At 64.7% G+C, this 25,246-nt stretch carries 17 protein-coding genes; 8 read left to right on the forward strand and 9 right to left on the reverse strand.

All coding sequences use genetic code 11. The features are described 5' to 3' along the window. Positions 1 to 134: 134 nt before the first annotated feature. From ACODSP_RS19860 to ACODSP_RS19875, 4 genes are all read right to left on the reverse strand, one after another. Positions 135 to 359, reverse strand: coding sequence for a hypothetical protein (locus tag ACODSP_RS19860; protein WP_488967281.1), 225 nt, complete (start codon positions 357 to 359; stop codon positions 135 to 137). Continuing rightward, on the reverse strand, positions 352 to 591 hold the full coding sequence (locus tag ACODSP_RS19865) for a hypothetical protein (RefSeq protein ID WP_488967282.1): 240 nt from the start codon (positions 589 to 591) through the stop codon (positions 352 to 354). The genes ACODSP_RS19860 and ACODSP_RS19865 overlap by 8 nt, the downstream gene beginning before the upstream one ends. A gap of 287 nt (positions 592 to 878) precedes the next feature. After that, positions 879 to 2,081 (reverse strand): CaiB/BaiF CoA transferase family protein, encoded by a 1,203-nt coding sequence (locus tag ACODSP_RS19870; protein WP_488967283.1) that lies wholly within the window; start codon positions 2,079 to 2,081, stop codon positions 879 to 881. Between the two features lie 187 nt (positions 2,082 to 2,268). Next, complete coding sequence (locus ACODSP_RS19875) at positions 2,269 to 3,456, reverse strand: acyl-CoA dehydrogenase (protein WP_488967284.1); 1,188 nt, start codon at positions 3,454 to 3,456, stop codon at positions 2,269 to 2,271. A gap of 335 nt (positions 3,457 to 3,791) precedes the next feature. On the opposite strand from ACODSP_RS19875, the gene ACODSP_RS19880 reads away from it, so the two are divergent. Further along, entirely contained in the window at positions 3,792 to 4,727 is a 936-nt protein-coding gene (locus ACODSP_RS19880; protein ID WP_488967285.1) for a LysR substrate-binding domain-containing protein, read from the forward strand. Between the two features lie 49 nt (positions 4,728 to 4,776). Here the strand turns inward: ACODSP_RS19880 and ACODSP_RS19885 are convergent, their stop codons facing one another. The 5 genes from ACODSP_RS19885 to ACODSP_RS19905 all read right to left on the reverse strand — a co-directional run bounded on the left by ACODSP_RS19885 (position 4,777) and on the right by ACODSP_RS19905 (position 12,929). After that, positions 4,777 to 5,910 carry an endo-1,4-beta-xylanase gene (locus tag ACODSP_RS19885; protein WP_488967286.1) on the reverse strand — a complete coding sequence of 378 codons (1,134 nt, stop codon included), beginning with the start codon at positions 5,908 to 5,910 and terminating at the stop codon, positions 4,777 to 4,779. A 328-nt stretch (positions 5,911 to 6,238) separates the two neighbouring features. Then, positions 6,239 to 9,325 carry a TonB-dependent receptor gene (locus tag ACODSP_RS19890; protein WP_488967287.1) on the reverse strand — a complete coding sequence of 1,029 codons (3,087 nt, stop codon included), beginning with the start codon at positions 9,323 to 9,325 and terminating at the stop codon, positions 6,239 to 6,241. 121 nt (positions 9,326 to 9,446) lie between these two features. Next, positions 9,447 to 10,718, reverse strand: coding sequence for an MFS transporter (locus tag ACODSP_RS19895; RefSeq protein WP_488967288.1), 1,272 nt, complete (start codon positions 10,716 to 10,718; stop codon positions 9,447 to 9,449). Between the two features lie 251 nt (positions 10,719 to 10,969). Continuing rightward, on the reverse strand, positions 10,970 to 12,178 hold the full coding sequence (manD, locus tag ACODSP_RS19900) for a D-mannonate dehydratase ManD (RefSeq protein ID WP_488967289.1): 1,209 nt from the start codon (positions 12,176 to 12,178) through the stop codon (positions 10,970 to 10,972). A 25-nt stretch (positions 12,179 to 12,203) separates the two neighbouring features. Next, a complete protein-coding gene (locus tag ACODSP_RS19905; protein ID WP_488967290.1) occupies positions 12,204 to 12,929 on the reverse strand; it encodes a GntR family transcriptional regulator in 726 nt (241 codons plus the stop codon). A 540-nt stretch (positions 12,930 to 13,469) separates the two neighbouring features. Between ACODSP_RS19905 and ACODSP_RS19910 the strand changes: the two genes are divergently transcribed. The 7 genes from ACODSP_RS19910 to ACODSP_RS19940 all read left to right on the forward strand — a co-directional run bounded on the left by ACODSP_RS19910 (position 13,470) and on the right by ACODSP_RS19940 (position 25,200). Next, positions 13,470 to 15,593 carry an alpha-glucuronidase family glycosyl hydrolase gene (locus ACODSP_RS19910; protein WP_488967291.1) on the forward strand — a complete coding sequence of 708 codons (2,124 nt, stop codon included), beginning with the start codon at positions 13,470 to 13,472 and terminating at the stop codon, positions 15,591 to 15,593. 173 nt (positions 15,594 to 15,766) lie between these two features. Continuing rightward, positions 15,767 to 17,692: a sialate O-acetylesterase gene (locus tag ACODSP_RS19915; protein WP_488967292.1), complete on the forward strand. Its 1,926-nt coding sequence runs from the start codon at positions 15,767 to 15,769 to the stop codon at positions 17,690 to 17,692. 262 nt (positions 17,693 to 17,954) lie between these two features. Further along, complete coding sequence (locus tag ACODSP_RS19920) at positions 17,955 to 20,357, forward strand: glycoside hydrolase family 3 N-terminal domain-containing protein (RefSeq protein WP_488967293.1); 2,403 nt, start codon at positions 17,955 to 17,957, stop codon at positions 20,355 to 20,357. A gap of 167 nt (positions 20,358 to 20,524) precedes the next feature. Then, a complete protein-coding gene (locus ACODSP_RS19925) occupies positions 20,525 to 21,703 on the forward strand; it encodes a fumarylacetoacetate hydrolase family protein (RefSeq protein WP_488967335.1) in 1,179 nt (392 codons plus the stop codon). Between the two features lie 73 nt (positions 21,704 to 21,776). Then, positions 21,777 to 22,538 carry a D-xylose 1-dehydrogenase gene (gene xylB, locus ACODSP_RS19930; protein ID WP_488967294.1) on the forward strand — a complete coding sequence of 254 codons (762 nt, stop codon included), beginning with the start codon at positions 21,777 to 21,779 and terminating at the stop codon, positions 22,536 to 22,538. Further along, a complete protein-coding gene (locus ACODSP_RS19935) occupies positions 22,535 to 23,416 on the forward strand; it encodes an SMP-30/gluconolactonase/LRE family protein (protein ID WP_488967295.1) in 882 nt (293 codons plus the stop codon). Before xylB ends, ACODSP_RS19935 begins: the two co-directional genes overlap by 4 nt. Further along, positions 23,413 to 25,200, forward strand: a complete 1,788-nt coding sequence (locus ACODSP_RS19940; protein ID WP_488967296.1) for an IlvD/Edd family dehydratase — start codon at positions 23,413 to 23,415, stop codon at positions 25,198 to 25,200. The genes ACODSP_RS19935 and ACODSP_RS19940 overlap by 4 nt, the downstream gene beginning before the upstream one ends. Positions 25,201 to 25,246 lie beyond the last annotated feature (46 nt).

Here is a 25,246-nt window from a genome sequence, read left to right on the forward strand (position 1 = left end):
CCGCCCCCCCCCCCCCCGCTACGATGAAGTCTCGGTAGTGACATCAACGGTCAGCCATTTATGCCGCTGGTGTAAAGCCGCCCTTAAAGATCGGCGGGCGGTGGCGGGCCGGGCAGCCAGCGGCCCCGCATGTGCTAACGCGCGGCGGCACGCAGCCGGGCCGTGTAATCCGGCAGTTCCGGTCCCAGCAGGCGTAGGCCGAAATCGGCCGCCGTGGTGGCAATGCCGGCATCATCCAGCGCCCGCCCCGCCGCGACCGCATGACGGGCCAGTTCCAGTTCCTGCCCCCAGAAATAGACGCGGGCGGCCTTCACCTTTTCCTGCATCCGCTGCACCTCTTCCACCCGCGTGTCATTCATCAGCGGCAGCCAGATATCCGGCATCCGCCGGCAACTGGGAGGCCAGATCCAGTTCCCGATGCAGTCCGAGAATGTCGGGGTCCAGTTCCACCACCGTCACCCGCGTGACAGCCGGTAGCAGGGCACAATTGACGGCACACCAGCCCATGCCCATGCCATAGATCAGCACATGGCCGCCGGCATGGCGGATGCCGATCTCCTGACTTTCCAGCTCCATAGGCGCCGTCGACATCCAGGTCTCGCCATCGCGGATAAGGGCCACCATTGTCGAGCACCGGCATGGCTGGGGTCCAGTAGCCGGAGCTGATGCTGAACGGCGCCGTCCGCAAATTCCAGCGCCCCTGGGACGACAAGGTATAGCGTGGAATGAACAGGTCAGTCTGATAGGAGGCCATGCCCTGGAACGGGTTGGCAAAGGCGGACTGGTCAGTCATTTGCACCCTGCTGTTGTCGTCTACCGGATGTCGGCACCCATTACGGGTAGCATTTCCGGATCAGACTGGCGAGGGGTCATATGACCTAACCGACAACCCCCGCCGCCCGCAGCAGGGTGATGCGACCGGCATCCAGGCCCAGCAGGTCCGACAGAACCCGGTCGGTATCGGCGCCCAGGTCTGGCGGCGCCTGGCTTTCCACCACGGGGGAGGTGCCGAACTTCACGGGGCTGGCAACGCCCGGCACGGGGCCAGCGGTGGGATGCTGCATGGTCAGCGCCATGCCGCGATGGCGCACCTGCGGGTCGGCGAAGGCGGCGGACAGGCTGTTGATGGGGCCGGCGGGTACATCCGCCGCCTCCAGCGCGTCCAGCCATTCCGCCCCGGGTCGCGTCGTCAGGCGGGCGGTGAGCAGCGCCGTCAGTTCCACACGGTTGGCGACACGGGCGCGGTTGGTGGCGAACCGGTCATCCGTGCCCAGGTCCGCCACGTCCAGCACCTCGCACAGGCGCTGGAACTGCCGGTCATTGCCGACGGCCAGATTGATATGGCCATCGGCCACGGCGAACATGTCATAGGGCACGATGGAGGGGTGGCCATTGCCCATCCGCCTTGGGTCGCGGCCCGATACCAGCACGTTCAGCGCCTGATTGGCCATGGCGGCCAGCATGCAATCCAGCAGGGCCACATCGATCCGCTGCCCCTGGCCCGTGCGGTCACGATGATGCAGGGCGGCCAGAATGGCGTTGCCGGCATAAAGACCGGTGATGATATCGGCCAGCGCCACGCCAGCCTTGGCGGGTCCGCCATCGGGGCTGCCGGTGACACTCATGAGCCCGCTCATCCCCTGGATCAGGAAATCATAGCCCAGGCGTTGCGCATAGGGGCCGTCCTGACCGAAGCCGGTGATGGAGCAATAGATCAGGCGGGGGTTGAGGACCGACAGGCTGTCATAATCCAGCCCATACTTGGCAAGACCCCCGACCTTGTAATTCTCCACCACCACATCGGCGCTGCGGGCCAGATCGCGGATGATGGCCTGCCCGTCGGGCGTGGTGAAATCCACCGCGATGGAGCGCTTGTTGCGGTTGGCGGTCAGGAAATAGGCGGACGGGCTGTCGGGGCCGTCCACGAAGGGGGGCCCCCAGCGGCGGGTGTCATCCCCCTCCCCCGGTCGTTCCACCTTGATGATTTCGGCCCCGAAATCACCCAGCATCTGTGTGGCCCAGGGACCAGCCAGGATGCGGGACAGATCAAGGACGCGGATACCGTCAAGGGCGGCTTGCATGGAGAGGCTCCGGGGGTGTGCAGTGGTAGGCGTGTTGCCCTCACCCTCCCATCGCTTGGCAGCGATGGGCCCCTCCCTCTCCCACCTTCGTGGGCGAGGGTTGGAATTTAAGCCCCTCGCCCGCGTCGCGGGAGAGGGAGGGGCCCGAACGCGTCCGCGTTTGGGAGGGTGAGGGAGCACCAGATCCTTAGAAAAACGCCTGAATGCCGGTGATCGCCCGGCCCAAGATCAGGGCGTGGACGTCATGCGTGCCTTCATAGGTGTTGACGGTTTCCAGGTTCACCATGTGGCGGATCACGTCAAACTCGCCGGAGATGCCGTTGCCGCCATGCATGTCGCGGGCCTGACGGGCAATGTCCAGGGCCTTGCCGCAATTGTTTCGTTTCATAAGCGAAATCATTTCCGGCGCCATCTGTCCGGCTTCGAAAAGACGGCCCAGACGCAAGGACCCCTGCAGGCCCAGCGTGATGTCGGTCAGCATGTCGGCCAGCTTCTTCTGCACCAACTGCGTGGCGGCCAGCGGCTTGCCGAACTGCTTGCGGTCCAGCGTGTAGGTGCGGGCGGCATGGAAGCAGGCCTCCGCGGCACCCATCGCGCCCCAGGAGATGCCGTAACGCGCGCGGTTCAGGCAGCCGAAGGGACCCTTCAGGCCCGACACATTGGGCAGGATGGCATCTTCCGGCACCACCACGCCATCCATCACGATCTCGCCCGTCAGGGAGGCACGCAGAGACAGCTTGCCCTCGATCTTCGGCGCGGACAGGCCCTTCATGCCCTTTTCCAGGATGAAGCCCCGGATGGCGCCGTCATGGGCGTCGGACTTGGCCCAGACCACGAAGACATCGGCGAAGGGCGAATTGGTGATCCACATCTTGGACCCGGTCAGACGGTAGCCATCGGCCACCTTTTCCGCACGGGTGCGCATGCCGGCAGGGTCGGACCCGGCATCGGGTTCGGTCAGGCCGAAACAGCCGATCCATTCGCCCGACGCCAGCTTGGGCAGATATTTGCGCTTCTGCGCCTCGCTGCCATAGGCCTCGATCGGGTACATGACCAGCGAGGATTGCACGCTCATCATGGAGCGATAGCCGCTATCCACCCGCTCCACCTCGCGCGCGACCAGCCCATAGGCGACATAGCCGACACCGGCCCCGCCATATTCGGGCGAAACGGTCACGCCCAGAAGGCCCATATCGCCCATCTCCTTGAAGATGGCGGGGTCGGTCTGCTCCTTCTCAAACGCCTGACGCACGCGGGGTTGCAGCTTTTCCTGGGCATAGGCATAGGCGCTGTCCCGGATCATCCGCTCCTCTTCCGTCAGCTGCTCATTCAGAAGGAAAGCGTCATCCCAGTGGAACGCGGCCGTGCCAGCCATAGCGGAACCCCATTGTCGAAAGGTCGGAGAAGAACAGCGATACGCGGGAAGGGGACGGAGCGCAAACCATGTTTCGTCACCAAGTTGATGAGATATTATCATTAAGTATGGTGAAAAATGTGTAGTTTGGCGGTATTGAGTGAGGAAGACGCATGAATGTGGTTCCCTCACCCTCCCAAACGCTGACGCGTTCGGGCCCCTCCCTCTCCCGCGATGCGGGCGAGGGGCTAAATTTCTGCCCCTCGCCCACGGAGGTGGGAGAGGGAGGGGCCCGTCGGCGCCAGCCGATGGGTGGGTGAGGGAGCGACGCCCCAGAATACCCCGCAAGGCCCCCCATGTATGCCCGTCGCCTGATCCCCAGCACCGCCGCCCTGATCGCCTTTGAGGCCGCTGCCCGACTTGGCGGATTCACGGCGGCGGCACAGGAGCTGAACCAGACCCAGGGTGCCGTCAGCCGGCAGGTGGCGCAGTTGGAGGGCATGCTGGGCGTGACGCTGTTCACGCGGGTGCGGCAGCGGGTGGTGCTGACGCCGGCGGGACGTTATTTCGCGGATCAGGCGCGGGATATCCTGGGCCGGCTGGGCCATGCGGCGGCGCGCACCATCGCCTTTGACGGGGATGGCGGCACCCTGGATTTGGCCATCCTGCCCACCTTCGGCGCGCGCTGGCTGATCCCGCGCATGGGTGATTTTTTCGCCCGGCACCGCGATGTGACCATCAATTTCTCCACCCGCGTCCGCCCGTTTGATCCACGGGCGGAGGGGATTGATGCGGCCATCATGGCCAGCCCGCCCATGGCGCCCGGCCTGATCGGCCATCGGTTCATGGGGGAGGTGCTGCTGGCCGTGGCGTCCCCTGCCCTGCTGCGCGGGCGGGCCATGGCGGGTCCGGCGGATGTCGCCACCCTGCCGCTGTTGCAGCAGGAAACGCGGCCCGATGGCTGGGACCGCTGGTTCGCCTCGCACGGGGTGCGCCACATGGGCGATCAGCCTGTGCTGGTGTTTGAACAGTTCCTGCTGGTCATCCGCGCCGCCGTGGCGGGACTGGGGGCGGCCCTGGTACCGGATTTCTTGGTGCGCGATGAACTGGCGGCGGGGGAACTGCTGCGTCTGCCGGGCGGGGAGATGGCAACCGATGGCGGTTACCACCTCGTCTACCCCGCCGACCGGGAAGCCTATGGCCCCTTGGTCGCCTTTCGTGAATGGTTGCTGGCGGCAGCAGCCGTAGGTCAGGTCGAGCCGAAGGCGCGCCCTGACAGAAACGGCTTTTGATCCATATCTGTCAGGGCTCGGGGCTGCCGCCCCTCGACCTGACCTACGTTCATTTGTATTTCACCGCACCGCGCAGGGAGGCCGCAATCGCTTCGCGCAACGGCGTGGGCTGGAACGCGTCGTCATAGGGGCAGCAGCGCTGCTTCTGCTTGTCGGCACGCGGGGTGAAGCCCTGCAGCCAGGAATATTTATTGACCATGCCCCAGGCCAGGACATCGCCCGTCTGTTTATAGGACAGCATCATGTCCAGATAGGCGCGGGCATAGTCGGCCACCCCCTTGTCGCGGGCCGCGATGTCGGCGGGCAGGCCCTTGTCATTCACGTCGAACTCGGTGATCAGCAGGTCATAGCCCATGCCCACCACCTCATCGATGAAGCGCTTCCAGGCCGCTTCCTCATATTTGGGGCCGCCATCGACCACCATGATATGCGACTGCACACCCAACGCATCGACCGGCGTGCCACGCTTGCGGAACCCCTCCAGCAGGCGCAGCACCCCGTCGCGATGCTTGGCATGGCCGGGTTCCCAGCTCATGTAATCATTATAGACAAGCTGCCCCTGGGGCAGGACTTCGCGCGCCTTGTGGAAGGTGATGTCCAGCACCTTTTCCGCCGGCACATGGCGGGTGAAGGCGGTTTCGCGCATCAGGCCGGTATCGGCATCCACCGCCTCATTCACTACATCCCAGGAGGTGATGCGATCCTTGTAGGACCCCGCCACCATGGCGACATGGTCGGTCAGCATCTTTTCCACCCCCTTCACAGGGTCGGACCCGAAATTATGGCTGTTCAGCCAGTCGGGCAGCCATTTCACATGGTGCCAGAGCAGGGTGTGACCCCGGAAAGCCAGGTTCTTCTCCTTGGCAAAGGCCAGCAGCTTTTCCGCCCGGTCAAAGGTGAAGACATCCGCCGCCGGGCGCAGCGCGCCCCATTTCAGCTCATTCTCCGGCACCAGCAGCCCGCATTCGGCCACCAGCAGGTCGCGATAGGCGGGATCGGCGAAGGACCCGGTCAGGGTGCCGGGCCGCCCCGTCCCCACACAGGACCCGAACCGCCGGCCCGTCGCCACGGCCAGATCGTTCAGAGAGGGGCCGGCGGCGGCGGCGAAGGCGGGCAATGCGGCAGCGGCGGACGCGGCCAGGGCGGTCGTCAGGACCTGACGCCGGGACAGGTAGGGGTTCATAGGGCATCTCCCAGGGCTTTGATTATTGTTAGCGGTATCATAGCAGGCTGAGATGCGGGGGGAAACGGGGTTGTTGGGGCTTTTCTGCGTGGTTCCCTCACCCTCCCGAGCCTTTGCAGGCTTGGGCCCCTCCCTCTCCCACGTTCGTGGGCGAGGGAAGAAATTTTCGCCCCTCGCCCGCTGGCGGGAGAGGGAGGGGCCCGAACGCGCCAGCGTTTGGGAGGGTGAGGGACCGACACACGCCCAAAAAGATAGCGGCCCGCCGGAGCGGGCCGCCAGTTAGGTCGGCATCGGGGAGATTTCCGACCTTGTACTCAAGGGAGGAAACTTACAGGCGACCACGCAGGCCGATCATGAAGGTCCGGCCCGGCGTGTAGGAGGTGAAGGTGGCATTGTCGAACTGGAAGTAGCTGCGCTGCTTCGCGTTCGAGAGGTTGGTCACGTCAAAGGTCAGCTGCGGCAGGCCCGTCGAGCCCGTGATCTCGTTCAGATCCAGGCTGGAGGAGAAATCCCACTGCCGGTAATCGTCGCTGAACAAGGCGGCGGCGGGGATGCCGTTCTGGTTCAGACCGCTGGTCTGCGAACCCTTGGTGAAGGTCTGCGAGATGCGGGCCGAAACGCCGCCATGCTCATAATAGCCGGTGACGTTGTAGGTGTATTCGGCCACACCGATGGCGACCGCCGGGGCGGCACCCTTGCCCTTCTGGTCGATGATGGTGGCATTGGCGATGAAGCCAAGGCCGGGCACCACATCTTCCAGCAGGAAGTCCAGCGGCTGCACCCAGTTGAATTCCAGACCATTGACGGTCAGGCGGCCTTCGGCATTCACCTGCTGCTGCAACACGACCGTGGCCGTGCCGGGACCGCCACGGGAATTGATGGCGGCCTGCTGCGTCGGCGACAGGGTGTCATAGGTGACGCCATAGGCGGCCAGGGCCGCGAACGGCACGGTATTGGACCCGTTCACGGTGAAGCCGGTGATGGCCTTGCGGAAGGCGGCGATACCGACATAACCCTCACGGCCCGTGTAATATTCAAAGCCCAGATCGATATTTTCCGAGATGTACGGGGCCAGGGCAGAGTTGCCGACCGAGCCGACATCGGCGGACGGGCCGGAGAAGTTCAGGCCCGGCAGCTGTGCATTCGGGTCCGGACGGGTCATGGTGCGCGACAGGGCGGCACGGACCACGGCATTGTCAGCCACGTTATAGGCGGCGGACGCCGAGGGCAGCCAGTTGTCGTACTTGTTCTTGATATAGACGAAGTTCGTCACGTTGGGATAACGCGAGCCATCGGCGATCTGGACACCCGCCGCATTGGTGTTGCGCGGGTCGGGCAGGCTGACGCGGCCCCCCACCTTCTGGTCGGTCTGGACCCAGCGCATGCCGACATTGAAGCGCAGATCCTGGCCGTCGATCTGACGGATGCCGTTCACCTCGCCATAGGCGCCAAGCGTCTCTTCACCGATGAAGCCGCCCGAGGCACCGGTGTTCGACGAACCGGCCTCCGGCGTTGCATCGTGGAACTGGTCATACTTGCTGTCGGTCTTGAACTTGTCCCAATCGACCGTCAGGAAGCCGAACTTGCCCGGCTTCAGATAGTTGGCGAAGGACGCGTTGGGGATCAGCGAGCCGGCATAGGTGACGCCACCCGTCTTGCCCGCCGTATAGCCCGTGCCATAGCCCGGATAAGTGGGATAGCCGGCAGGCGCCGCACCCGGCTGGTTCAGGCCGTTGCAGGGCGGCTGGGTGTTGGGGCTGGGCAGGAAGACCGACGGGTTGTTGCCGCAGACGGCATTCTGCCAGGCCTGGCTGTTGTCATAGGCGCGGATGCGGCGGGACACGTCGTCCCAGGCGCCGCCGACCTTCAGGTTAAGGCTTTCATCACCCCAGGTGACATTGGCGCGCGCGCCCTTGGTTTCGGTCGTGCGGCGTTCGTCCTGCATGTTGACGCGGCCACCGGGCCAGCCGAACTGCTTGGGATCGTTCAGGTCGACATTGCTGGAGATGTCGGGGACACCGCCATTGTTCTTGTAGGTGACGGTCACGCCGGAGCTGGCGGGCGTCAGCGGGCCGACAGTGGGCGATTCACGGTGGAAGGTGGACTTGGTGTAGTTCGCCTGCATGTCGAACTTCAGATTATCGGTGATCTGATAATCGAAGCCGGGATTGACGCCATAGAATTCCGTGTCCTCAAAGAAGGGACGGTATTCCAGGAAGAACTGGGAATTGGCGAAGGTGCCCTCGGTCACCACGCAGCCGGCGGAGCAGTCGGTACGGTCCACCTTCATGTTGATCGGGATCGCCGCACCGTTGCGGCCGACCCAGTTCATGTCCACGCGTTCCAGGTCGTTCTTCTTCTTGCCGTACAGGCTGTCGACATAGAAATGCAGATCCTCGGTGGCGTGCAGCTCGAACGCCGCAACGGCGCTGACGCGGTCACGGGTACCGAAAATCTCCGCCGGGCGGCCCAGGCGCGGGATGATGGCATTATCCAGCTGCTGGATGGTCAGGCCGGGGTTGAGTGCCAGCAGGGCGGCACGGTCCAGCGTGGAGCCGGCGACCAGGCCATTGCCGGCATTGGCCGGAACGGTGGCCGGAATGGTCCAGTTGCCGCCACCCGTGCTGTTACAGCCGGTCGTGGCACCGCACTGGGCCGCCGACAGGTTGGCATTGGTCCAGCCGATGGTCTCAAAGCCCGGCGTGCTGACCTGATTGCGGACCCCGGCGACACCGATCAGGGCGCCGAAATTGCCCCAGGTATTGCTGGCCAGGGCAGAGGCGCGGCCACCCCACTTGTCGGCCTCGCTGTTCTTGGTGGTCTGCAGGGAATAGCTGACGCGCGGGCCGTCGCTGTCAAAGGGACGGGCGCTGCGCATGTTGACGGTACCGGCGGCACCGCCCTCAACCATGCCGGCGTTCGGGCTTTTCGACACGGTCAGCTGCGTGAACAGTTCCGTGGGGAACATGTCCAGATCGACCTCGCGGTTGGTGCTCTGTGCGTCGGTGCGGCCCGTGGAGGCCACGGCAACGGGGGCGCCATTCAGCAGCACCTTGGTGAAATTGGTGCCCAGGCCGCGAATGGCGATGGAGATGCCTTCGCCCGACACTTCGCGGTTGATGGTGATGCCGGGGACGCGGTTAAAGCTTTCGGCGATGTTGGTGTCCGGGAACTTGCCGATATCCTCGGCAAAGATGCTGTCCTGGAAGCCGGTGGCGTTGCGCTTGTCATTGGTGGAATTGGCAAGGCTGGACCGGAAGCCGGTCACCACGATCTCTTCCAGCGTATCGCCGCTGTTGCCGCCCGTCACGGTCTGTGCCTGGGCCGGCAGGAAGGCACCCGCCGTCAGGCAGGTGGCCATCAGCAGGACGGCCTTGTGGGACAGTTTAGTGAGACGCGTTTCCTTCAAACTCATGATAACTCCCTCCCTCAGGGTTGGCCGCTCCAGGGCGGCCTTGGTTTGATACTGATACCGCTACCATTTTTGGATGCAGCCCCCCGTTCGGGTGGGCATGCATCCGGTAAAACCGGACGGGTTACGGCCCGCCGCCGTCGCCGATCGCCGCCGGTGTCAGGCGCGGCGACAGCAGATGCAGGAACAACAAGGCCAGCGGATAGGCACCGGCGGCCACCAGCAGGATGGGCGTGTAGCTGCCTGTGCTATCCAGCACCCATCCCGTAAACTTGGACATCAGCATGCCGCCCACGGCCCCGGCCATGCCGCCGATCCCCACCACCGACGCGACGGCAGCACGGGGAAACAGGTCGGAGGGCAGGGTCAGCAGATTGGCGGAAAAACCCTGGTGCCCGGCGGTCGCCAGCCCCAGGATCAGCACCGCCACCCACAGTTCGGCAGCCGATGTGGCAAAGACGACCGGCAGGACGCAGGCGGCACAGACCAGCATGGCCGTTTTGCGCGCCCGGTTCAGCGGCACCCCGCCCCGCATCATGCGCGAGGACAGCCAGCCGCCCGCCACCGACCCCACATCCGACAGGATGTAGATGGCGACCAGCGGCGGCCCGAACCCTTTCAGGTCCAGCCCATAGGTGCGGTGCAGGAAGTCGGGCAGCCAGAACAGGAACAGCCACCAGACGGGATCGGTCAGGAACTTGGCCAGCGCATAGGCCCAGGTCTCTCGCCGCGTGACCAGCACGCCCCAGCCGACCTTGCCCGACGGATCGGCGGGGTCGGAGCGGATATGCGCCAGTTCTTCCGCCGTCACACCCTTATGCTGATCGGGCGTGCGGTAGAAGGCGAGCCAAGCGGCCAGCCAGACGAAGGACAAGAGACCCGTCACCACAAACGCCGCCTGCCAGCCCCAGGTGATGGTGATGACAGGCACGATCAGCGGCGTGATGATGGCGCCGATATTGGCCCCGGCATTGAACACGCCAACCGCCAGCGCCCGTTCCTGCTTGGGGAACCAGTCGGCCACGGCCTTCAGGCCGGCGGGGAAATTCCCCGCCTCACCGGCACCCAGAAACAGGCGCGCCGCCATGAACTGCGCCAGGGTCGATGCTGCGGCATGGGCGATATGGGCCAGGTTCCAGACCGTGAAGGCCATGGCATAGCCCCAGCGGGCACCGATCACATCGATGAACCGCCCGAACAGCAGGTAACAGACGGCGTAGGCGGCCTGGAACACGAAGACGATGTCGGCGTAATCCGTCTCCGTCCACCCGAACTCCACCGACAAGGTCGGCTTCAGCAGGCCCAGCATCTGCCGGTCGACATAATTGATCACCGTGGCCGCGAACAGCAGCGCCACAACGATCCAACGTCGGCCAAGGCGGGGGGTGGTGGGCATCAGCAGGCGGTTCCTTCGGGTAAAGCAAAGGCGTTCACCGGCGCGGGGGTGCGACGGTGGGGAAACGGGTGCAACAGCCAAAAATCCTCGCCTCTCCTTAACTTTCGTCATCCCGGCGAAAGCCGGGACCCAGGGGTCCCAAACCCAACCTCGTGGCTGTGTCGATCAACGCAGCTGAGAGGTCTTTCCTGTGGCTCCTGGGTCCCGGCTTTCGCCGGGATGACGGAAAAAACGGACGGGGCAATGCAAACTCACCAATCCCACATGCTGCCATCCCGCAGTCTGGCGACCGGCAGGTAGGCTTGCGTGTAGGGGTACTTCTTTGCCAGTTCCTCATCGATATCCACCCCATGGCCGGGGGCTTCGCCGGGATGCAGGTAGCCATCCTTGAAGCTGTAGGCGTGGGGGAAGACCGCGTCGGTTTCCGGCGCGTGGATCATGTATTCCTGGATGCCGAAATTCGGGACCCAGGTATCAAAATGCAGGGCCGCCCCCATGCAGACGGGCGACAGGTCGGTGGCGCCATGGAAGCCGGTGCGCACCTGATACAGTTCGGCCAGCGCCGCGATGCGGCGCAGATGCGTGATGCCGCCGGCATGCACGATGGTGGCGCGGATATAGTCGATCAGCTGGTTCTGGATCAGCTCGCGGCAATCATGGATGGAGTTGAACACCTCCCCCACCGCCACCGGTGTGACCGTATGCTGGCGAATCAGGCGGAACGCCTCCTGGTTTTCCGCCGGCGTCGGGTCCTCCATCCAGAACAGGCGATAGGGTTCCAGCGACTTGCCCAGCCGCGCCGCCTCGATCGGCGTCAGGCGGTGATGCACATCATGCAGCAGATGCAGATCCCAGCCGAACCGGTCGCGCGCCGCCGCGAACAGCTTGGGCGCGAAATCCAGATAGGGCTCGGTGGCCCACAGGCTTTCATCCGGCACGGTGGCGCGGATAGCGGGTTCGTACGAACCGCCCTTGGGCACGCCATAGACCTTGTCCAGGCCCGGCACGCCGGCCTGCACGCGGATGGCCTTGAAGCCCTTCTCCTTGTACTGGGCCACACGGTCCATTGCCTCTTCGATGTCACGGCCATTGGCATGGCTATAGACCATGACGCCGTCGCGGCTTTTCCCGCCCAGCAGCTGATAGAGCGGCATGTTGGCCGCCTTGGCCTTGATATCCCACAGCGCGGTATCAATAGCCGCGATGGCCGACATGGTGACCGGCCCGCGCCGCCAATAGGCGCCCTTATAGAGATACTGCCAGATATCCTCGATCTGATGCGGGTCGCGACCGATCAGGCAGGGGATGACATGATTGGTCAGATAGGATTCCACCGCCAGCTCGCGCCCGTTCAGGGTCGCGTCACCGATACCGTACACGCCCTCATCCGTGACGATCTTCAGCGTCACGAAATTGCGTCCCGGCGAGGTGACGATGCAATAGGCGTTGGTAATGCGCATCAGCGGCTCCGGCGGACAAAACGCCCTATGGCGCGTCCGGAATGTCATGGTTGAACAGGGCGGGGAACCGCTTCTCCAGCTCCGGCAGAGAGGCCAGGATTTCCCGCAGGTGCAGACGCATGGCCGCCTGCGCCGCGTCGGCGTCATGGGCGGCAATGGCATCCACGATGGATGTATGCTGCGCGATCAGGCGCGGCAGCGGTGTCGCATCAGGCATGGACAGGTACCGCACGCGGTCCATCTGTGCCTTGGTTTCCTCCACCACGCGCCAGGCATAGTCACAGCCGACGGACATGGCGATGGACCGGTGCAATGCCTCGTCCAGTTCCATGAAGCGGCCATTGTCGCGATCCTCGATGGCAATCGCCTGCTGTTTCAGGTTGGCGCGGAATTCCTCGATATGGCGGGGGCTGGCCTCTGCCGCGGCACGGGCCGCAACCGCCACTTCCACCGCCTCACGCACGAAACGGGCATCGAAGACCTGTTTGACGGAGATCTTCACGATGAAGGACCCGCGCTGCGGCTTGATCTGCAACAGGCCGGCATCCGCCAGCTTGATGAAGGCCTCCCGCACCGGCTGACGGCTGACGCCCAGCTGGTCGGCGATTTCCTGTTCCGAAAGGGCCTGCCCCGGCAGGAACACCATGCGGACAATGGCACGGCGCAACTCCCGGAAGACGCGGCGCGCCACCGGCTCATTGCTGTCCATGTCGATCGGCCACAGGCCGGGCCTTTCCTGGTCCCGTTCCACCCGTTCCACTCCCTGTCATTCATTCCCGAACCCCGCACCCGTCACCGGGTGGAGCGTCGGCGGCAATCATAGTGATCTCGTTGCCGTTACCATTCATGTATACTACCATACCAGAAAGGGTCAAGCGCGAATGTTAGCGGTAAAATGATTCCGCCGCTGCGCCGGTAGTTCGCGTCCGCCCCGGACCATGGGAGACAATGATCCGTCGAATATCGCGATCCATGGCCGACAAGGCCGTTGCCGTTTTTCGACATCCATACTACCATACCAGTTGATCGGGGCGCTCTCTTGCGGAATTTTGATAGCGCTACCATAGTCTCATGAAAGACGGCGTGGTTCCCTCACCCTCCCATCGGCTGGCGCCGACGGGCCCCTCCCTCTCCCACATTCGTGGGCGAGGGGTGGAAATTCAGCCCCTCGCCTACTGGGCGTGAGAGGGGCCAAGCCTGCAAAGGCTCGGGAGGGTGAGGGAACCACCCCGCAGAACAGAGAAAACGACCGGCCCCACCCATCAAACGGAGCCGGCGGCAGGGAGGAAAAATGCGAGTGATTGCACGCCTGCTGGCAGGACTGCTGCTGGCCGCCGGCCTGCTGGGCTCCGCCCATGCGGAAGACGGCTATGATCTGTGGCTGCGCTTCCGACCGCTGACCGGCACGCCCCTGTCCCAGACCCAAACGCGCCTGGGCAGCATCGAGGCGGCGGATGTCAATGACACCGCCGTGGTGGAGCTGTCGCGCGGCCTGTCGGGCCTGCTGGGCAAGCCGGTGCCGGTCGCCATGGGCGGCAAGGTGCTGCTGGGCACCCCCAATGATCCCGCCATCGCGGCCCTGGGCCTGGACCTGCGCGGTCTTGGTCCCGACGGCTATGTCATCCGCAGTGTCGGCGACCGCACGGTGATTGCTGGCGGGTCGCGCACGGGCCTGCTGTATGGCGTTTTCCATCTGCTGCGCCTGGCGCAGGAAACGGCCCCACTGGCCGCGCTGAATGTGCGGGAAGTGCCGAAGATTGACCGCCGCATCCTGAACCACTGGGACAATATGGACCGGTATGTGGAGCGGGGTTATGCGGGAGAATCGATCTGGGACTGGCACAAGCTGCCGGACTGGAAGGACCCGCGCTATACCGACTATGCCCGCGCCAATGCATCGGTCGGCATCAATGGCACCGTCCTGAACAATGTGAATGCCAACGCCACCATCCTGACCCGGCCCTATCTGGAAAAGGTCGCGGCGCTGGCGGCGGTTTTCCGGCCCTATGGCATCAAAATATATCTGACGGCGCGTTTTTCCGCGCCCAAGGAAATCGGCGGTCTGGCCCAGGCTGACCCGGCAGACCCCGCCGTGGCGGCGTGGTGGAAGGCCAAGGCGGATGAGATCTATGCCATCATCCCCGATTTCGGCGGCTTCCTGGTGAAGGCCAATTCGGAAGGCCAGCCCGGTCCGCAGGATTATGGCCGCACCCATGCCGACGGCGCAAACATGCTGGCCGATGCCGTGGCCCCGCATGGCGGCATCGTCATGTGGCGGGCCTTCGTTTACAGCCACGAAACCCCCGACGACCGCGCCAAACAGGCCTATACGGAGTTCGTGCCCCTGGATGGCAAGTTCCGCGACAATGTCCTGGTGCAGGTGAAGAACGGCGCCATCGATTTCCAGCCGCGTGAGCCGTTCCATCCGCTGTTCGGCGCCATGCCGAAGACGCCGCTGATGATGGAATTCCAGATCACCAAGGAATATCTGGGCTTTGCCACCCATCTGGCCTATCTGGCGCCGATGTGGAAGGAGGTGCTGGACGCCGACACCTTCCGCCCGAAAAAGGGTTCGACGGTCGCCAAGGTGGTGGATGGCAGCCTGGACGGACATAAGCTGTCGGCCATGGCCGGCGTCGCCAATATCGGCAGCGACCGCAACTGGTCCGGCTCCACCTTTGATCAGGCCAACTGGTACGCCTATGGCCGTCTGGCCTGGAACCATGAGCTAACATCGGACGCGATTGCGCGCGAATGGACCGCCGCCACCTTTGGCCCCGATCCGGCGGTGGTCGATCCGATCCTGTCCATGATGATGCCGTCGCATCAGGCCGTGGTGGATTACATGACGCCCATCGGCCTGCACCATTTGATGGGACGCGGGCATCACTATGGTCCGGCACCCTGGGTCGCGGGTGGGCCGCGCGCCGACTGGACATCGGTCTATTACCACCGCGCCACCAAGGACGGGATCGGTTTCGACCGCACGCGCCGGGGTACGGGGGCCGTGGACCAGTATGCAAAAGTCTGGGCCGACCGGTTCGACAAGGTGAAGACCACGCCGCCGGAATTCCTGCTCTGGTTCCATCATGTCGGCTGGCAGGAAAAGCTGTCCACGGGCCGCACGCTCTGGGCCGAGCTTCTGTACCGCTATGGAAAGGGTATCGACAGCGTCGCCACCATGCGCCGCACCTGGGAGGGCTTGCACGGCAAGGTCGATGAGGACCGCTGGCAGCAGACCGCCGCCTTCCTGTCCATCCAGCAGAAGGAGGCCCAGTGGTGGCGCGATGCCAGCGTTGCCTATTGGCAATCGATCAACGGCCTGCCCCTGCCGCCGGGCGAGAAGGCACCGCCGGAAAGCCTGTCCACCTACCAGTCCCTGTCCTTCCCCTTCGCGCCGGGAGATGGCAAATGAGTGCTACTCGTTCCCCCCGCTCTCTTCGTCATCCCGGCGAAAGCCGGGACCCAGGGGCCACAGGGTCAAACCTCGACACGGCGTCGATCAAGGCTGCGTCCCGGTCGGGCGTTTGGCTCCTAGGTCCCGGCTTTCGCCGGGATGACGAGAGGGGGCCGGGCCGGGCGGCATCAATGGCCCTGGCCCTAACCCTTCTCTGCCCCCTGCCCGCGCTGGCCGCCGACGCGCCCCTGCTGCACCCGATGTTTCAGGATCATGGTGTGCTGCAGCGGGACAAGCCGATTGCCGTCTGGGGCACGGCCAAGCCGGGGGAGCCGGTGACGGTCACCCTGGACAATGCGCAGGTCACCGCCAAGGCCGGCAAGGATGGGCGCTGGCAGGCGACCCTGCCGGCACAGAAGGCAGGCGGGCCTTTCACCTTGAAGGCCAAGAGCCCAAGCGCTGAACAGGCGGCAAATGATGTGCTGGTCGGTGATGTCTATCTCTGTTCCGGCCAGTCGAACATGGAGTTGCAGGTCCGCCGCTCGCTCGACGCCTATAACGAGACGGGGCAGCGCGCCAACCAGCCGCTGATGCGCTATCTGAATGTGGAGCGCGACACCGCCACGGCACCCAAGCGCGACTTCGCCAAGCCCGTGCGCTGGCAGGTGATCTCCCCGCAAAGCGTGGGTGACATGTCGGCCGTCTGCTATTTCTTCGGGCGCGAGATGCGCAAGCTGGAGGATGTGCCCGTCGGCCTGATCAACACCGCCTGGGGTGGCTCCACCATCGAGGCCTGGATGCCGGCAGAGGACCTGCGCCGGCAGACGGAATATCAGGACGACCTGACCTTCCTGGCCAAATATGACAGCAACCGGACAGAGGGCGTGCGCGGCTTCACCGATAGCTGGCAGAACTGGTGGAAAGGGGTGGGCAAGGGCACGCCCTGGACGGAAGCGGCGGGCCAGGGAGAGGGCTGGCGCGACGCGCCCGCCAGCTTCCGCGCCTGGGAGACCTGGGGCGTGCCGGAACTGGCCGCCTATAACGGCCTTGTCTGGATGCGCGCCAGCATCACCCTGACGGCGGAACAGGCGAAGGCCGGCGTGGCACTGCATCTGGGTCCCGTCGATGATCTGGATGTCACCTGGGTGAACGGCACCCCGGTCGGCAGCCTGTACGGCCCCGGCGATCCCCGCCGCTACCCGCTTCAGCCCGGTACGCTGAAACCCGGCGTCAACACCATCACGGTGGCCATCCTGGATGGCTATGGCGATGGCGGGCTGTACGGTTCGGCAGAGGCGCAGGCCATCGAACTGGCCGATGGCAGCCTGCTGACCCTGCCCACACCCTGGCAGTACCGGCCAGCGCCCGTGGAGACCAGCAACACGCCGCATGCGCCCTGGGGCACGGTGGACGGCCTGTCCACCATCCACAATGCCATGCTGGCCCCCATCGGCCCCTATGGCGTGCGCGCCGCCCTCTGGTACCAGGGGGAAAGCAACACGGCCAAGCCGACGCAGTATAAATCCCTGCTGGCCGGCCTGATGGCGGGCTGGCGCCGGCAATTGGGCGCCGACCTGCCGTTCCTGGTGGTGCAACTGCCGGAATGGGGCTATCCGCAGGAAAAGCCCATGGACAGCGGCTGGGCCAGTTTGCGTGAAAGCCAGCGGGCGGCGGTGGCCGCCGATGCCAAGGCCGGGCTGGCCGTGGCGTTGGGCGTGGGCGACTGGTACGACATCCACCCCGCCAACAAGCAGATCGTGGCCAAGCGCCTGGTCCGTGCGGCGCGCAAGGTGGTGCTGGGGGAGAATATCGCCCCCTCCGGCCCGCTGCCCGCCGCCGTTACCCGGACGGGCGACAGCGTGTCGGTGCGCTTCACGGATATCGATGGCAGCCTGAAGGCCCTGTCCTATCACCGCCCGCTGGGGTTTGAGCTGTGTGGCGAGGGGCCGGGCACCTGCCGCTTCGTCGATGCCGACCTGAAGGGTGACACTGTTGTGCTGCCTGTGGGCAATGGGCCGGCGGTTCGCGTGCGCTATTGCTGGGCCGACAGCCCCATCTGCAACCTTCAGGACAGCGCCCGGCAGCCGCCGGGGCCGTTCGAGGCGGTGGTGAAATGAGGGGGCGTGGCTCCCTCACCCTCCCATTGGCTGACGCCAACGGGCCCCTCCCTCTCCCACTTTCGTGGGCGAGGGGCCAAAAGCTCTTCCCTCGCCCGCCTGCGGGAGAGGGAGGGGCCCAAGCCTGCCAAGGCTTGGGAGGGTGAGGGAGCGACGCCACCCCAACACCCGCATTGACAACCTGACCAATGTACCCAATGATAGCGCTACCATCGCCCCGACAGAGGGCGACGATAGAGCAAAATACCGGGAGGAAAATTCAGTGACGACACCCAAGCTGTCACGCCGACTGTTCGGCGCCAGCCTGCTGGCGCTTACCTCCGCCGCGGCCGTACCCGCCACCATTGCCTTTGCCGCCGGCAAGGAGCCGTACCGCAACCCCGCCCTGCCCATCGATCAGCGGATCGAGGACCTTCTTTCGCGCATGACGCTGGAAGAGAAGGTGGCCCAGATGATCGGCATCTGGCAGGACAAGAAGCTGGTCAATAATGACAAGGGCGGTTTCGACGCCAAGCGCGCCGCCAAGGCCTTCCCCAACGGGCTGGGCCAAATCTCCCGTCCCGGTGACCGGGTCGGTGCCGTGGACAAGGATGGCGCGCCCATCGCCGCTGGCGCCAAGGCCAATATCATCAACCGTGAGGGGCTGGAGGCCGCCACCTATGTCAACGATGCCCAGAAATGGGCCGTTGAACAGACGCGCCTTGGCATCCCACTGATTTTCCACGAAGAAGCGCTGCATGGCTTCGTGGCGCGCGGGGCCACCAGCTTCCCGCAATCCATGGCGCTGGCCAGTTCCTGGGATACGGGCCTCGTGGAGCGTATCTTCGGCGTGGCCGCGCGCGAAATGCGCCTGCGCGGCGTGCATCTGGCGCTGGCCCCCGTGGTCGATATCGTCCGCGACCCGCGCTGGGGCCGGACAGAGGAAACCTATGGCGAAGACCCGTGGCTGGTCTCCGAAATGGGCCTGGCCGCCATGAAGGGTTTTCAGGGCACAACCCTGCCCCTGGCCAAGGATAAGGTCCTGGTCACGCTGAAGCACATGACGGGCCATGGCCAGCCGGAAAGCGGCACCAATGTCGGCCCGGCCCCCATTGCCGAGCGCACCTTGCGTGAAAACTTCCTGGTGCCGTTCGAACGCGCCGTCAAAAACCTGCCCATCCGCTCCATCATGCCCTCCTATAACGAGGTTGATGGCGTGCCGGGCCATGCCAACAAGTGGATGCTGGATACGGTCCTGCGCAAGGAGTGGGGTTTCCAGGGGGCACTGGTCAGCGATTATTTCGCGATCCGCGAAATGAATGCCGTGCACCAGATGACCAGCGGTCTGGCCGATGGCGCCCTTCGCGCGCTGGAAGCAGGGGTCGACGTGGAACTGCCGGATGGCGAGGCCTATCCGCTGCTGCCCGGTCTGGTGCGCGAGGGCAAGGCCTCGGAAGCCAAGATCAATGACGCCGTGCGCCGCGTCCTGCGCATGAAGTTCGAGGCGGGCCTGTTCGAAAACCCCTATGTCGATGCCAAGGTGGCGGACAAGCTGACAGCAACGCCCGACGCCATTGCCCTGGCGCGGGAGGCTGCGGCCCGGTCCATGGTGCTGCTGAAGAATGCCAACAACGCCCTGCCGCTGAACCCCGGCGCCACGGGCACCTTGCTGGTCGTCGGCACCCACGCCAAGGACACGCCCATCGGCGGCTATTCCGAAGTGCCGCGCAAGGTCGTGTCGGTGGTCGAAGGTCTGACCGCCGCCGCCGGCAAGGGCCTGAAGGTCGAGTATGCCGAAGGCGTGCGCCTGACGCGTCAACGCGTCTGGGAAGAGGACAAGGTCGAGCCAATCCCCGATGCCGAGAATGACGCCCTGATCGCCGAGGCGGTGGCCAAGGCGGCCAAGGCCGACACCATCCTGATGGTGCTGGGCGAGAATGAGCAGCTGAGCCGCGAGGCCTGGGCCAAGACCCATCTGGGTGACCGCGCCAGCCTGGACCTTTATGGCCGTCAGTCCGATCTGGCCGAGGCCATGTTCAAGACGGGCAAGAAGGTCATCATCCTGCTGCTGAATGGCCGCCCGCTGGCCGTCAACCGGCTGGTGGAAAAGGCTGATGCCCTGATCGAAGGCTGGTATCTGGGCCAGGAGACGGGCAATGGCGTGGCCGATGTCGTGTTCGGCAAGGTCTCGCCGGGCGGCAAGCTGCCCATCACCATCCCGCGTTCTGTCGGGCAGCTTCCGGTCTATTACAATGCCAAGCCGTCGGCGCGGCGTGGTTACCTGTTCGATGATGTGACGCCTTTGTTCCCGTTCGGGTTCGGCCTCACCTATTCCACCTTTGCGATGGACGCACCGACCCTGTCGCGCGGCCAGATCGGCACGGGTGACAGCGTCGATATCTCCGTCACGATCCGCAATACCGGGTCGCGCACCGCCGATCAGGTGGTGCAGATCTATCTGCGCGATGAAGAGGCGTCGGTCACCAGGCCCATCAAGGAGCTGAAGCGGTTCCAGCGTGTGACGCTCGCCGCCGGGGCCAGTACGACGGTGCGCTTCACCCTGACGCCCGACGATCTGTCGATCTGGAATATCGACATGAAGCGGGTGGTGGAACCGGGTGTCTTCACCATCAGCGCCGGATTCGACTCCGTTGAGTTGAAGTCGGTGCAGTTGAAAGTGGTTTGAGAATTCGTAGCGCGGATTAGGCGTCAGCCGTAATCCGCGGAAACCCGGCAACTGGCCATCCGCGGATTACGCTTCGCTAATCCGCGCTACGAATTCACCTGTTACCGCTATCAATTCCGTTGCGTAACCGCTAAACTTGCCGCCCCATCCAGGGAGTTTAATTGACGATGTCCGCCTGCCCCGCCCCCGCCCTGCTGACCGATTTCCTGCCCGCCGATTGGCGCGATGCGCAATTGCTGGGCCGCATGGATTTCGGACAGGGGCCATCGCCAGTGCTGATCAAGGGCGGACGGCTTTATGATCTGTCCGAACAGGCGCCGACCGTGGCGGACCTGCTGAACAACCTGCCCGACGGCGCCCTACCCGATGGTGGCATGGATTTGGGCGATGCCGGCGGTATCAAGGTAGCGCTCGCCTGGGGGGAACCGCTGCCCGGCGCCCCGGCCCTGCTGCCCCCCATCGACCTGCACTGCATCAAGGCCGCCGGCGTCACCTTTGCCGTGTCGGCCCTGGAACGCGTGATCGAGGAGCGGGCGCGGGGTGATTATGCCAAGGCCAATGAAATCCGCGCCGACCTGTCGGCCCGCATCGGCACCGACCTGCGCGCGGTCAAGCCGGGTTCGCCCGAAGCCGCCTCGCTGAAACAGGCGCTGATCGCCGATGGCCTGTGGTCGCAATATCTGGAAGTCGCCATCGGCCCGGATGCAGAGATTTTCACCAAGGGCCCGACCCTGTCCTCGGTCGGCTGGGGTGCCCATATCGGCGTGCGGTCGGACAGCGACTGGAACAATCCGGAGCCGGAACTGGCGCTGGCCGTTGATGGCAAGGGCCGCGTCCATGGCGCCACGCTGGGCAATGACGTCAATCTGCGTGACTTTGAGGGGCGGTCGGCCCTGCTTCTGTCCAAGGCCAAGGACAATAACGCTTCCTGCGCGCTGGGCCCCTTCATCCGCCTGTTCGACGGTAACTTCACCATCAATGATGTCCGCAATGCCGAGGTGACGGTGAGCGTGACGGGTGAGGATGGCTTTACCCTAAACGGCAAGTCGAACATGGCCTTCATCAGCCGCGATCCGTTGGATCTGGTGGGCCAGACCATTTCCAAGAACCATCAGTACCCGGACGGTTTCGTGCTGTTCATGGGCACCCTGTTTGCGCCCATCGATGACCGCGACGCGCCCGGCAAGGGTTTCACCCATAAGAGAGGCGACATCGTCACGATCGCCAGCCCCCGTCTTGGCAGTTTGTCCAACAAGGTCGTCGGCTGCCATGAGGCGCCGGAATGGAACTTCGGCATCGGTGATCTGATGCGCAATCTGGCCCGCCGCGGCCTGCTGCGCGCCTGATCGCCTTCGCCCTTTCCTGATCTGTCCCCTTCCCCGATCTGTCAATGCAACGCCCCACCCTGGATTACCCATCATGACCCATGCGATTTACCCCAGCCTGCGCGGAAAGCGGGTGCTGATCACCGGCGGCGGGTCCGGCATCGGCGCCGGCCTGGTGGAGGCCTTTGTCCGACAGGGGGCCCGCGTCCATTTCGTCGATGTGGCGGTCCAGGACAGCGAGGAATTGCTGGCCAGCCTGTCAGGCGCCGAGGCGCCGCCGCACTTCCAGCGCTGTGACCTGACCGACCTGGACGCAGTGAAATCCACCATCAACGGCATTATCGCGGCTGAGGGTGGTATCGATGTCCTGGTGAACAATGCCGCCAATGATGACCGCCACAAGGTCGAAGAGGTGACGCCCGAATACTGGGACAACCGCATGGCGGTGAACCTGCGCCACCTGTTCTTCGCGGCCCAGGCGGTCGCCCCGTCGATGAAGGCCAATGGCGGCGGGGCCATAGTCAATCTGGGCTCCATCTCCTGGCATCTGGCCCTGCCGGAAATCGCCCTGTACCAGACGGCCAAGGCCGCGATCGAGGGCATGACCCGCGCGCTGGCCCGCGATCTGGGCGAGGATAATATCCGCGTCACCTGTGTCGTACCGGGCGGGGTGAAGACCCCGCGCCAGATGCGCCTCTGGCACAATCCGGAGGAAGAGGCCCGCATGCTGGGTCTGCAGTGCCTGAAACAGCGTGTTGAACCGCGCGATATCGCGGCAATGGTGCTATTCCTGGCGTCCGACGATGCGCGGCTGTGCACGGCGCACAACTATTTCGTCGATGCGGGGTGGCGATGACCGATCTCTCATTCATCAAGCCCGACCTTCTGTGGGAGCTGGGCGGTATTCTTCTGGAAGGCGCCTGCTGGGACGCGGAGAAATCCGTGCTCTGGTTCGTCGATATCAAGAAGCGGCTGATCCACCGCCTGGACCCGGCCACGGGCAAGCGCGACAGCTGGACCGCCCCGGACCAGCCGGGCTTTGTCCTGCCCCGCGCGTCCGGCGGGCTGGTGGTGGGCATGCCCTTCGGCCTGTATCATTTCGATCCGGCGGCGGGCAGCTTTGCCAAGCTGACCAGTGTTGAGGCCGACCGTGTGGGCAACCGCCTGAATGACGGTTTCACCGACGCCACGGGCCGCGTCTGGTTCGGCAGCATGAGCGATGGTGAATGCGCCGACAGCGGCGCCTTCTATCACTGGACCGGTGGGGAGCCGGTGCGGGTGCTTGACGGTATCTGCATCACCAACGGCCCCGCGACCAGCCCGGATGGCAAAGTTCTGTATCATACCGACACGCTGGGTCAGACCATCTATGCCGCCGATATCCAGGCCGACGGCTCGCTGGCCAACCGCCGTGTCTTTGCGAAGATCGGCAAGGATGAAGGCTATCCCGACGGGATGGCGGTGGACAGCGAGGGCTGCGTCTGGGTCGGGCTGTTCTTCGGCTGGGGCATCCGCCGCTATGCGCCCGATGGCACCTTGCTGGGCTTTGTGCGTTTCCCTGTTTCCAACATCACCAAGCTGGCATTTGGCGGCCCGGACCTGAAAACGGTCTATGCCACCACCGCCACCTTGAACCTCAATGATGAACAGCGCGCGGCACAGCCCCTGGCTGGCGGCCTGTTCACCTTCAAAAGCCCCGTGGCCGGACTTCCGCCCGCAAAGGTGCGCGCATGAGCAGCGATAACAACGCCCCCCGCCGTTTCCGGTCGCGCGAATGGTTCGACGCGCCGGGCCGCGCCGACATGACAGCGCTGTATCTCGAACGCTTCATGAATTACGGCCTGACGCCCAAGGAATTGCGGTCAGGCAAGCCGATCATCGGTATTGCGCAGACGGGCAGCGACCTGTCGCCTTGCAACCGCATCCATGTGGAGCTGGCCAAGCGCACGCGCGACGGCATCCGCGATGCCGGTGGCATCCCGTTCGAATTCCCCGTCCATCCGATCTTTGAGAATTGCCGCCGGCCCACGGCGGCGCTGGACCGCAACCTGGCCTATCTGGGTCTGGTGGAGGTTCTGCACGGCTATCCCATCGATGCCGTGGTCCTGACCACGGGCTGTGACAAGACCACGCCGTCGGGCGTGATGGCGGCCAGCACGGTGGATATCCCGGCCATCGTACTGTCGGGCGGGCCGATGCTGGATGGCTGGTTCGAAGGCGATCTGGTGGGGTCCGGCACCGTCATCTGGCGCGGTCGCCGCCGTCTGGCCGCCGGTGAGATCACGGAAGAGGAATTCCTGGAACTGGCCGCCGCCAGCGCCCCGTCCGCCGGGCACTGCAACACCATGGGCACGGCCAGCACCATGAATGCGATTGCCGAGGTGCTGGGCCTGTCCCTGCCCGGCTGTGCCGCCATCCCCGCCCCCTACCGCGAACGCGGGCAGATGGCGTATGAGACCGGCGTGCGCATCGTGGAAATGGCCTATGAGGATCTGCGCCCGTCGAAGATCCTGACGCGCCAATCCTTCATCAACGCCATCGTCGCCAATGCCGCCATCGGCGGATCGACCAATGCCCAGCCGCATATCGTGGCCATGGCGCGCCATGCCGGCATCGAGATCAGCCATGATGATTGGCGCCAGTACGGGTATGACGTGCCGCTGCTGGTGAATTTGCAGCCTGCCGGCAAATATCTGGGCGAACGGTTCCACCGCGCCGGCGGCGTGCCTGCCGTTCTGTGCGAACTGGCCGGGGCGGGCAAGATCGATACGTCGTGCCTGACAGTCACGGGCAAGCCCCTGGCAGACAATATCCAGGGCCGGGAGACGAACGACCGCGAGGTCATCTTCGCCTATGACAAGCCGCTGATGACGCGGGCGGGCTTCCTGGTGCTGAAGGGCAATCTGTTCGATTTCGCCATCATGAAGACCAGCGTGATCTCTGACGATTTCCGTCAGCGCTACCTGTCGCGCCCCGGTCATGAGGGTGTGTATGAAGGCCGGGCCATCGTCTTTGACGGGCCGGACGATTATCATGAGCGCATCAATGACGAGGCGCTGGCGATTGATGAGAACTGCATCCTGGTGGTGCGCGGGGCCGGCCCCCTGGGCTTCCCCGGATCGGCGGAGGTGGTGAACATGCAGCCGCCTGATGCCCTGCTGAAGCGTGGCATCAAGAGCCTGCCCACCATCGGCGACGGGCGGCAGTCGGGCACCTCCGACAGCCCGTCCATCCTGAATGCCAGCCCGGAATCGGCGGCGGGCGGCGGTCTGGCGTGGCTCCGCACGGGCGACATCATCCGCCTGGATATCAACAAAGGCACCTGCGACATGCTGGTGGAGGATGGGGAACTGGCGCGCCGCCGGGCCGAAGACCCCGCCCCGCCCATCCCGGCCTCCAAGACGCCGTGGCAGGAGCTTTACCGCGATCATGTGGGCCAGCTGGACAGCGGCGGCTGTCTGGAAATGGCGTTGAAGTACCGTGGCGTGGCGGATGAAACGCCGCGTCACAATCATTGAGGCTGGTGTTTATGTTGCTCCCTCACCCTCCCACCCGCTGACGCGG

The organism is Niveispirillum sp. FG156, from assembly GCF_057809555.1.

Coding starts and splice junctions, on each gene's coding strand:
- ACODSP_RS19915 (WP_488967292.1), top strand. CDS start 15,767: ATGGCCCTGGCCCTAACCCTTCTCTGCCCCCTGCCCGCGCTGGCCGCC.
- ACODSP_RS19880 (WP_488967285.1), top strand. CDS start 3,792: ATGTATGCCCGTCGCCTGATCCCCAGCACCGCCGCCCTGATCGCCTTT.
- ACODSP_RS19860 (WP_488967281.1), bottom strand. CDS start 359: ATGAATGACACGCGGGTGGAAGAGGTGCAGCGGATGCAGGAAAAGGTG.
- ACODSP_RS19910 (WP_488967291.1), top strand. CDS start 13,470: ATGCGAGTGATTGCACGCCTGCTGGCAGGACTGCTGCTGGCCGCCGGC.
- ACODSP_RS19895 (WP_488967288.1), bottom strand. CDS start 10,718: ATGCCCACCACCCCCCGCCTTGGCCGACGTTGGATCGTTGTGGCGCTG.
- ACODSP_RS19875 (WP_488967284.1), bottom strand. CDS start 3,456: ATGGCTGGCACGGCCGCGTTCCACTGGGATGACGCTTTCCTTCTGAAT.
- ACODSP_RS19925 (WP_488967335.1), top strand. CDS start 20,525: ATGTCCGCCTGCCCCGCCCCCGCCCTGCTGACCGATTTCCTGCCCGCC.
- manD (WP_488967289.1), bottom strand. CDS start 12,178: ATGCGCATTACCAACGCCTATTGCATCGTCACCTCGCCGGGACGCAAT.
- ACODSP_RS19885 (WP_488967286.1), bottom strand. CDS start 5,910: ATGAACCCCTACCTGTCCCGGCGTCAGGTCCTGACGACCGCCCTGGCC.
- xylB (WP_488967294.1), top strand. CDS start 21,777: ATGACCCATGCGATTTACCCCAGCCTGCGCGGAAAGCGGGTGCTGATC.
- ACODSP_RS19940 (WP_488967296.1), top strand. CDS start 23,413: ATGAGCAGCGATAACAACGCCCCCCGCCGTTTCCGGTCGCGCGAATGG.
- ACODSP_RS19890 (WP_488967287.1), bottom strand. CDS start 9,325: ATGAGTTTGAAGGAAACGCGTCTCACTAAACTGTCCCACAAGGCCGTC.
- ACODSP_RS19935 (WP_488967295.1), top strand. CDS start 22,535: ATGACCGATCTCTCATTCATCAAGCCCGACCTTCTGTGGGAGCTGGGC.
- ACODSP_RS19870 (WP_488967283.1), bottom strand. CDS start 2,081: ATGCAAGCCGCCCTTGACGGTATCCGCGTCCTTGATCTGTCCCGCATC.
- ACODSP_RS19865 (WP_488967282.1), bottom strand. CDS start 591: ATGTCGACGGCGCCTATGGAGCTGGAAAGTCAGGAGATCGGCATCCGC.